The sequence below is a fragment of the Streptomyces hirsutus genome, assembly GCF_001418415.1.
Taxonomy (GTDB): domain Bacteria; phylum Actinomycetota; class Actinomycetes; order Streptomycetales; family Streptomycetaceae; genus Streptomyces; species Streptomyces hirsutus.
In genome coordinates, this window is sequence record NZ_LIQT01000134.1 from 1 (window position 1) to 7,996 (window position 7,996).

10 protein-coding genes and 1 pseudogene are annotated in these 7,996 nt (G+C 67.9%); 6 read left to right on the forward strand and 5 right to left on the reverse strand.

Translation table 11 applies throughout. The annotated features are described in order from the left end of the window. Positions 1–211 precede the first annotated feature (211 nt). Positions 212–1,057 (forward strand): alpha/beta fold hydrolase, encoded by an 846-nt coding sequence (locus AOK11_RS10600; protein WP_055593410.1) that lies wholly within the window; start codon positions 212–214, stop codon positions 1,055–1,057. On the opposite strand, the pseudogene AOK11_RS39570 reads toward AOK11_RS10600, so the two are convergent. Next, positions 1,014–1,178 (reverse strand): annotated as a pseudogene (locus AOK11_RS39570) (transposase); the annotation flags it as partial. The gene AOK11_RS10600 and the pseudogene AOK11_RS39570 sit on opposite strands and share 44 nt — an antisense overlap. 151 nt (positions 1,179–1,329) lie before the next feature. On the opposite strand from AOK11_RS39570, the gene AOK11_RS10605 reads away from it, so the two are divergent. Both AOK11_RS10605 and AOK11_RS10610 read left to right on the forward strand, forming a co-directional pair. Next, entirely contained in the window at positions 1,330–2,454 is a 1,125-nt protein-coding gene (locus AOK11_RS10605) for a transposase (protein ID WP_157869320.1), read from the forward strand. Positions 2,455–2,496: 42 nt separating this feature from the next. Next, entirely contained in the window at positions 2,497–2,712 is a 216-nt protein-coding gene (locus AOK11_RS10610) for an ArsR family transcriptional regulator (protein ID WP_107098553.1), read from the forward strand. 150 nt (positions 2,713–2,862) lie between these two features. Here the strand turns inward: AOK11_RS10610 and trxA are convergent, their stop codons facing one another. From trxA to AOK11_RS10625, 3 genes are read right to left on the reverse strand one after another with little or no spacing between them, the layout of a single operon-like run. Continuing rightward, positions 2,863–3,186 (reverse strand): thioredoxin, encoded by a 324-nt coding sequence (gene trxA / locus AOK11_RS10615; RefSeq protein ID WP_055593413.1) that lies wholly within the window; start codon positions 3,184–3,186, stop codon positions 2,863–2,865. 35 nt (positions 3,187–3,221) lie between these two features. Beyond that, the gene (trxB, locus tag AOK11_RS10620) at positions 3,222–4,199 is read right to left on the reverse strand and encodes a thioredoxin-disulfide reductase (protein ID WP_055593414.1); all 978 of its coding nucleotides are present in this window, start codon (positions 4,197–4,199) and stop codon (positions 3,222–3,224) included. Then, the gene (locus tag AOK11_RS10625) at positions 4,196–4,609 is read right to left on the reverse strand and encodes an arsenate reductase ArsC (RefSeq protein ID WP_055593415.1); all 414 of its coding nucleotides are present in this window, start codon (positions 4,607–4,609) and stop codon (positions 4,196–4,198) included. The genes trxB and AOK11_RS10625 overlap by 4 nt, the downstream gene beginning before the upstream one ends. Before the next feature lie 88 nt (positions 4,610–4,697). Between AOK11_RS10625 and AOK11_RS10630 the strand changes: the two genes are divergently transcribed. Genes AOK11_RS10630 through AOK11_RS10640 form a run of 3 tightly spaced genes read left to right on the forward strand, consistent with a single transcriptional unit; the run spans position 4,698 to position 7,188 of the window. After that, complete coding sequence (locus tag AOK11_RS10630) at positions 4,698–5,006, forward strand: ArsR/SmtB family transcription factor (protein WP_055593416.1); 309 nt, start codon at positions 4,698–4,700, stop codon at positions 5,004–5,006. Beyond that, entirely contained in the window at positions 5,003–6,112 is a 1,110-nt protein-coding gene (gene arsB / locus AOK11_RS10635) for an ACR3 family arsenite efflux transporter (protein WP_055593417.1), read from the forward strand. The genes AOK11_RS10630 and arsB overlap by 4 nt, the downstream gene beginning before the upstream one ends. Then, the gene (locus tag AOK11_RS10640; protein ID WP_055593418.1) at positions 6,112–7,188 is read left to right on the forward strand and encodes an ArsO family NAD(P)H-dependent flavin-containing monooxygenase; all 1,077 of its coding nucleotides are present in this window, start codon (positions 6,112–6,114) and stop codon (positions 7,186–7,188) included. The genes arsB and AOK11_RS10640 overlap by 1 nt, the downstream gene beginning before the upstream one ends. Positions 7,189–7,434: 246 nt before the next feature. Here the strand turns inward: AOK11_RS10640 and AOK11_RS10645 are convergent, their stop codons facing one another. Continuing rightward, entirely contained in the window at positions 7,435–7,863 is a 429-nt protein-coding gene (locus tag AOK11_RS10645; RefSeq protein ID WP_055593419.1) for a cobalamin B12-binding domain-containing protein, read from the reverse strand. Between the last annotated feature and the right edge of the window lie 133 nt (positions 7,864–7,996).

Sequence of the window (7,996 nt, forward strand, 5' to 3'; positions counted from 1 at the left end):
TTCCCGACTCAGGACACTAGGTGCTCCGAGGCCGGCGCTGACCTCCTTCTTCGCCCAAGTCGACGTGATGGAAGTGCCGCCACACCTCTCACAGAAGCGGTTCCACCGACTGCCGTATCGGTTTCACCCGATTGCACTGGATGGGCTGGCTCGGTGCCACGGACGTATGAAGCTGATGGCCGTAGGGGGGCCTCGTGGAAGGCAGAACCACATGAGTGCGGTCCATGGCATACGACGCCCCACACGGCGCCTGTACAGCGCGGCGGCTGGATTCGCCGTCGCCGCCCTGTGCGCGGTCCCGGCGGCACCGGCTTCAGCGGATGGTGGCGCAGGCGGCGTGAAGCCCACCGTCGTGCTGGTGCACGGCGCCTTCGCCGACGGTTCCAGCTGGAACGGGGTGACCAAGCGCCTGCAGCGGGCAGGGTATCCGGTCGTCGCTCCGGCCAACCCGCTGCGTGGGCTGGCCAGTGACGCCGAGTACATCCAGAGCGTGCTGAAGAGCGTGCAGGGACCGGTCGTGCTTGTCGGTCACTCCTACGGCGGCTCCGTGATCAGCGAGGCTGCTGTCGGTGACGCCCAGGTCAAGGCACTGGTTTACATCGCCGCCTTCGCCCCCGCGGCGGGCGAAAGTTCCCTGGAACTGTCCAACAAGTTTCCCGGGAGCACTCTCGGCCCCACCCTCAACAACGTGCCCTTCCCCCTTCCCGGCGGTGGCACCGGCACCGACCAGTACATCAAGGCCGAGAAGTTCCATGACCAGTTCGCCGCCGACGTGCCCAGATCCGTCACTGACCTGATGGCCGCCACCCAGCGTCCCGTGGCTGCCTCGGCCCTGAAGGAGAAGGCCACCAGGGCTGCCTGGAAGACCCTCCCCACCTGGACTCTGATCACCACCGAGGACCGCAACATCCCGCCGACCGCACAGCGCTTCATGGCCCGGCGCGCCCACGCACACACCGTTGAGGTCGATGCGTCCCACGCCGTCTCGGTCTCCCAGCCAGGCGCGGTCACGCGCCTGATCGAGCTGGCTGCTCAGGCCACTGCGCGCCGGTCCTGAACCGCCAGATCACCCCCTCGAACTGCTCCCGCAGCCGCTCGGGGTACGGGCCGTACTCGCCTATCGGCAGGTACGGCTCGATCAACTTCCACTGCTCGTCGGTAAGTTGCCTGCGCGTCACGATCGTCTTCCTACCGGATCCGCCCTCCAGACGGACCCGGATCGGCAAGACTGATCACACCATCACACAGGCCCTAGAACTGGTACGTGAAGCAGTCCGCGCCGCGCTGGAGGAAGCCTCCCAAGATACGCCCGATGTCCTGGACGATTTGGTGGACGCCGACTGGGCCACCCGTTACGGCCGACCTGTCCGCCTGCCCAGCCGGCCCAGCCACACCGTCACCCGTCTCAAGCAGGCCGGAGCGGACACCCACCAACTTCTCCAGAGCCTGCCGTCCCACCGGCGTGCTCCTCGAGCCGGGGCCCTGCGGCAGATCATGGTGCAGAACTTCCTTGTCGACGCCCGCGGCGTCCTGCGTCCCCGCACCGAGAAGGACGGCCGACCCAAAGGAGCCGTCCGGATTATTTCGCCCTACGACCCGGACGCCCGCCAGGCCATCCGGGGCAACACCCGCTGGAACGGCTATCTGGTCCACGTCACTGAGACCTGCGACGCCGACGCCCGCGTCAACCTGATCACGGACATCGCCACTACCAGCCCCATCCGGGACGCCCAGGCCCTGCCCGGCATCCACACCCGCCTGACGCGCCGTGGACTGCTGCCCACAGAACACCTGGTCGACGGCGGCTACACCTCCATGGTCCACTTGGAACGAGCCGAGCGCGAACACCGGGTCACCGTCACCGGGCCGCTACCGGGCAACCCCACCCGCCAGCACCGCCAGCACGAAGGCTTCGACCGGGACGACTTCCACATCGACTTCGACCGCCGACAGGTCACCTGCCCCCGGGGCCAGGTCAGCAGCAGCTGGCACGGCCTCTACCCGACCTCCTCGCCCACCACTGCCCCGCTGATCGTCGCGAAGTTCACCAAGGGGCAGTGTCAGCCGTGTCCGGACCGTTCCCGGTGCACCACCTCCCGCGAGAGCGCCCGCACCGTGGGCTTTCCCCCACGAGAACTCCGCGACTTGCAACTCCGAGTCCGTGCTGAGCAGCAGACACCCGACTGGAAGGCCCGCTACGCAGTCCGCTCCGGAGTCGAGGGCACCATCAACGAATTCGCCCACGGACACGGCATGCGCCGCTGCCGCTACCGAGGACAGCCGAAAGCCCACCTGCAACACGTACTCACGGCCATCGCCGTGAACATCGAACGCCTCAGCGGCCGGTCAGCGCCCGAGGAAACCTATTCACCGAGACCGCCGACCGCCTTCCAGACCTTCCTGGACCAGCACGAGATCCCCCGGCCGAAGTCCTGGCGAACTCTCGGCAGCTGAGCCCGACCATCCAAGATCCCCGACAGAGTCAAGGGCTCTGCTGTGTCCTCGAATAGCCCCGTCCTCCCATGCCTGCTCATCGAACTGGACGAGGCCGAGCCCCTGGCCCTCATACTCAAGGCCATCGCCGACTGCCTGGGCTTCCGGCAGCCGACCGTGAGTCACCATCTGAAGATGGTGACCGAGGCGGACCTGCTGAACCGCGAACGCCGCAGCACCTGGTCGTGGTACTCGGTGAACTACGACGGCCTGAACTAGGTGCGCGCGATCCTGAATCGGCGGCCGGCCGCCTGGCGACGCAGGCTCTCGACCGGGTGTAGCCGTAATACCGCGGCTCCGGATCTCTTCGGCACCGCCACGCGGCGCGAGGACCGGTCCTGTGCGGAGCCGGTCCCTTGCCTTCGCCACTCAGCCGAGGTGGTCGGCCAACTCGCGCTCCAGCGCGGCCTTCGGCTTGGCACCGACGATCGTCTGGACGACCTCGCCACCCTGGTAGACGTTCATGGTCGGGATGGACATCACGCCGTACTTGGCGGCGGTGCCCGGATTCTCGTCGATGTTCAGCTTGACGATTTCGATCTTGTCGCCGTGCTCGGCGGCGATCGCCTCCAGGGAGGGGGCGAGCTGGCGGCACGGGCCGCACCAGGCCGCCCAGAAGTCGACGAGTACGGGCTTGTCGCTCTTGAGGACATCCTGGCCGAAGGAGTCGTCGGTGACGTTCTTGAGAGCCATGGAGGTCTCCTCGTACGGGGCGGGGCGGGTTGCCGTCAAGCGACCGCGACGGCCTCGGCCGCCACGGACGCGTCGGTCAGGGCTGCGAGATACCGCTCGGCGTCCAGCGCGGCGGCACAGCCGGAACCGGCTGCGGTGATGGCCTGGCGGTAGGTGTGGTCGACGACGTCGCCGGCGCCGAAGACGCCCGGGATGCTCGTGCGCGTCGACGGTGACTCCACCTTCAGGTAACCCTCGGAGTCGAGTTCCAGCCGGCCCTTGAAGAGTTCGGTGCGCGGGTCATGGCCGATCGCGATGAACAGGCCAGTCGCGGTCAGCTCGCGCGTCTCGCCGGTCAGGGTGTCGCGCAACGTCACGCCGGACAGCATGCCGTTCTCCTCGTGGAGTTCGGCGACCTCGCTGTCGAACAGGAAGGAGATCTTGTCGTCGGAGAAGGCGCGGTTCTGCATCACCTGGGAGGCGCGCAGGGTGGAGCGCCGGTGCACGACGGTCACCGACCTGGCGAAGCGGGTGAGGAAGGTGGCTTCTTCCATCGCAGTGTCGCCGCCGCCGACGACCACGATGTCGCGGTCACGGAAGAAGAAGCCGTCGCAGGTGGCGCACCAGGACACGCCCCGCCCGGACAGCTCGTCCTCCTTGGGCAGGCCGAGCTTGCGGTAGCCGGAGCCCGTGGCAACGATCACCGTCTTCGCGCGGTGGACAGTCCCGGCGGTGTCGGTGACGGTCTTGACGTCCCCGGCCAGGTCGACGGCGACGATGTCGTCGTCGATCATCTCGGCGCCGAACCTCTCGGCCTGGGCCCGCATGTTCTCCATGAGTTCGGGGCCCTGGACGCCACCCGGAAAGCCGGGGAAGTTCTCGACCTCGGTCGTGGTCGTCAGCGAGCCACCGACGAAGATCGCGCCGCTGAAGACGAGGGGGTTGAGGCTGGCGCGGGCGGTGTAGAGGGCGGCTGTGTATCCGGCGGGGCCGGAGCCGATGACGATGACGTCGCGCACTTCGTCGTTGCTCATGCCGTCTTCTCCGGCGCGACCTCCTCGATCAGGCCCTCGACCAGCTTCTTGATCTCGTCACGGATCGGGCGGACGGCCTCGACGCCCTGGCCGGCCGGGTCGTCCAGCGTCCAGTCCAGGTAGCGCTTGCCGGGGAAGACCGGGCAGGTGTCGCCGCAGCCCATGGTGATGCAGACGTCCGACTCCTTGACCGCGTCGATGGTCAGGATCTTCGGGGTCTCGGCGGAGATGTCGATGCCGACCTCGCGCATGGCCTCGACGGCGGCCGGATTGACCTGATCGCCGGGGTTGGAGCCGGCGGAACGGACCTCGACGCGGTCCCCGGCCAGGTGGCTCAGCCACGCGGCGGCCATCTGAGAGCGGCCCGCGTTGTGGACGCAGACGAAGAGCACGGAGGGCTTGTCGGACATCAGCGGTCTCTCTTGTCTCACGGGATCAGGTGCACGTGAGGTCAGCACCCGGTGGTGTCAGCCACCACTGATGTGAGAGTATCAGCCCATGATGACGTCAGTCGACACTGACCTGATCCGGGTGCTGGCCGACCCGCTCAGGCTTCAAATCGTGACCCTGCTGGCCCAAGAGACGCTGTGCACCACCCACCTGGTGGAGGAGACCGGCGCGAAGCAGACCAACCTGTCCAACCACCTGAGAGTGCTGCGCGAGGCCGGGGTCGTGGAGACCGAGCCGTGCGGCCGGTACACGTACTACAAGGTGCGCCCCGACGTCCTCGCTTCGCTCGCCGGTCAGTTTGCCGACCTGGCCGAGTCCGCCCGCACCGCCGCCGGGAACAAGAGGGCCTGTCCGTGACCCGCACCGAAGCACCCGCGACCACCGGCGTGGAAACGTCGATCGCCGCGAAGATGTCGACCCTCGACCGCTACCTCGCGGTGTGGATCCTGCTCGCCATGGCCGTCGGCCTCGGCCTGGGCCGCGCCATTCCGGGACTGAACGACGCCCTGGCGAAGGTGGAGATCGGCGGCATCTCGCTGCCCATCGCCGTCGGCCTGCTGGTCATGATGTACCCGGTCCTGGCCAAGGTCCGCTACGACAAGCTCGACGCCGTCACCGGCGACCGCAAACTGATGATCTCCTCGCTGGTCGTCAACTGGCTCGTCGGCCCGGCGGTGATGTTCGCCCTCGCCTGGATCTTCCTGCCGGACCTGCCCGAGTACCGCACCGGCCTGATCATCGTCGGCCTGGCCCGCTGCATCGCCATGGTCATCATCTGGAACGACCTCGCCTGCGGCGACCGCGAGGCCGCCGCCGTCCTGGTCGCCCTCAACTCGGTCTTCCAGGTCCTGGCCTTCGGCCTGCTCGGCTGGTTCTACCTCGACCTGCTGCCCGGCTGGCTCGGCCTCGGCAACGGCGAGAACCTCGACATCTCCATGTGGCAGATCGCACTCAATGTCGTCGTCTTCCTGGGCGTGCCGCTGCTGGCCGGCTTCCTGACCCGCCGGATCGGCGAAAAGAAGCTCGGCCGCGAGTCCTACGAGCAGAAGTTCCTGCCGAAGATCGGCCCCTGGGGGCTGTACGGCCTGCTCTTCACGATCGTCATCCTCTTCGCCCTGCAGGGCAAGACCATCACCTCCCAGCCGCTCGACGTCGCCCGCATCGCGCTGCCCCTGCTGGTGTACTTCACGGTCATGTGGTTCGGCACCTTCCTGCTGGGTAAGGCGATCGGCCTGAACTACGAGCGCACGACCACCCTCGCCTTCACCGCCGCCGGCAACAACTTCGAGCTCGCCATCGCGGTCGCCATCGCCACCTTCGGCGTCACCTCCGGCCAGGCCCTGTCCGGCGTGGTCGGCCCGCTCATCGAAGTGCCGATCCTGGTCGGCCTGGTCTACGTGTCCCTGGCCTGGCGCAAGAAGTTCGCCCCGTCCGCACTGACCACCGACGGAGGACGCCCCTGATGCATCGCCCCGAGACACGGGCATGCGACGTGGTGGTGATCGGCGGCGGTCAGGCCGGGCTCGCCGCCGGTTACCACCTGCGCCGCCTGGGCGTGGACTTCGTCATCCTCGACGCCCAGTCCGCGCCGGGCGGCGCCTGGCAGCACACCTGGGAGTCCCTGCGCCTGTTCTCTCCGGCCGCATACTCCTCCCTGCCGGGGCGGCCGATGCCCCTGCAAGCGGGGGAGACGTACCCGGATGCACGCCATGTAATCGGATACCTCACCGGGTACGAGCAGCGGTACGAACTTCCGGTGCACCGCCCCGTACGCGTCTTGGGCGTTCACCGGGACGGCACATACCTGCGCGTCGAGACCGACTCCGGTATCTGGCGTGCCCGGACCGTCGTCAGCGCCACCGGTACCTGGTGGCGCCCTTTCCTGCCCACCGTTGTCGGCCGTTCGGACTTCCGCGGACGGCAGCTGCACACCGTCGACTACCGCAGCCCGCGCGACTTCGCCGGACAGCGTGTCGTGGTGGTCGGCGGCGGCAACTCCGGCGCGCAGATCGCCGCCGACCTCGCCCGCGACACCGAGCTCACCTGGGTGACCCAGCGTCCGCCCCGCTTCCTCGCCGACGACATCGACGGCCGCGCCCTGTTCGACGCGGCCACCGCCCGCCGCCGGGCCCTCGACGAGGGGCGCACCGACACCGGTGGTGTCGCCTCGCTGGGGGACATCGTCGCCGTGCCGCCCGTCCGTGAAGCCCGGGACGCCGGGTTACTCAAGGCATCTCCGATGTTCGTACGCCTCGACCGCGATGGCGCCGTGTGGGCCGACGGAACGCGAGCATCGATGGACGCGGTCATCTGGTGCACGGGCTTCCGCCCTGCCCTCTCGCACCTGGCACCCCTGGGACTGCGCGGCCGGCGCGGCCACATCCCCACAACAGGCACACGGGCCCTGGGCGAGTCACGCCTGCACCTGCTCGGCTACGGCGACTGGACCGGCCCCGCCTCCGCCACGCTCATCGGCGTCGGACGGCCTGCCCGCGACGCGGCCCGGGAAATCGCAGAACTCCTCAAAGACGCAGGCTGATCCGCGCATCGTCACCTGAGTGTGCTGACGACCTGCGTATCTCGACAGCAACGGATTCCGGAAGCGGCACATAGTGAATGCCGGTCGGCGGCTTCTGGCGGTTGTCGCCGACGGCGCAGGCGGGAGAAGGATGTGAGGGCGGACAGGGTGTCGGGCGGATCACCCTTGCCGCACACGATCTCGTATGCCCACGCACGCCCAAACCAACCCGATTCCTGGTGACCGGCCTGACCCCACTGACGGGCGTTACGAGACCACGCACTCGAGAGGTTTCCCGTCCTCACCCACATGAGTTGTCACCCATTCCACGACCGTCGCGATCGAAGTCCCCGGCGTGAACAGTGCCGCGACGCCCTCTTCCAGGAGGCCGGCAGCGTCGTCTTCGGGAATGATGCCGCCCCCGAACACCACAATGTTCGACGCGTCCTCGTGCCGGAGCAGCTTCATGACTTCCGTGAACGCAGTCATATGGGCCCCGGACAGCACAGAGAGTCCAATGCCGTCAGCGTCTTCCTGAACAGCAGTGGCAACGATCTGTGCCGGTGTCTGGTGCAGTCCCGTGTAAATGACTTCGACACCGGCGTCACGCAGCGCTCGCGCGACAACCTTCGCACCACGATCATGGCCGTCCAGGCCGGGCTTGGCCACGACGACCCGCAATGGTGACGACTGCATAATCAAACTCCTCACTCAAAGGTACGTATTGGGCCAGCCCTAGACGTCGGTCGGCACGTAGGCCCCCCACACCTCCCGCAGCGCGTTGCACACCTCGCCCACCGTCGCCCGTGCGCGCAGGGCGTCCTTCATC

What these genes read in the sequence shown, in the direction of transcription:
- AOK11_RS10640 (WP_055593418.1), top strand. Translation starts at nt 6,112, where the DNA reads ATGCATCGCCCCGAGACACGGGCATGCGACGTGGTGGTGATCGGCGGC.
- AOK11_RS10630 (WP_055593416.1), top strand. Translation starts at nt 4,698, where the DNA reads ATGATGACGTCAGTCGACACTGACCTGATCCGGGTGCTGGCCGACCCG.
- AOK11_RS10600 (WP_055593410.1), top strand. Translation starts at nt 212, where the DNA reads ATGAGTGCGGTCCATGGCATACGACGCCCCACACGGCGCCTGTACAGC.
- AOK11_RS10645 (WP_055593419.1), bottom strand. Translation starts at nt 7,863, where the DNA reads ATGCAGTCGTCACCATTGCGGGTCGTCGTGGCCAAGCCCGGCCTGGAC.
- trxB (WP_055593414.1), bottom strand. Translation starts at nt 4,199, where the DNA reads ATGAGCAACGACGAAGTGCGCGACGTCATCGTCATCGGCTCCGGCCCC.
- AOK11_RS10625 (WP_055593415.1), bottom strand. Translation starts at nt 4,609, where the DNA reads ATGTCCGACAAGCCCTCCGTGCTCTTCGTCTGCGTCCACAACGCGGGC.
- trxA (WP_055593413.1), bottom strand. Translation starts at nt 3,186, where the DNA reads ATGGCTCTCAAGAACGTCACCGACGACTCCTTCGGCCAGGATGTCCTC.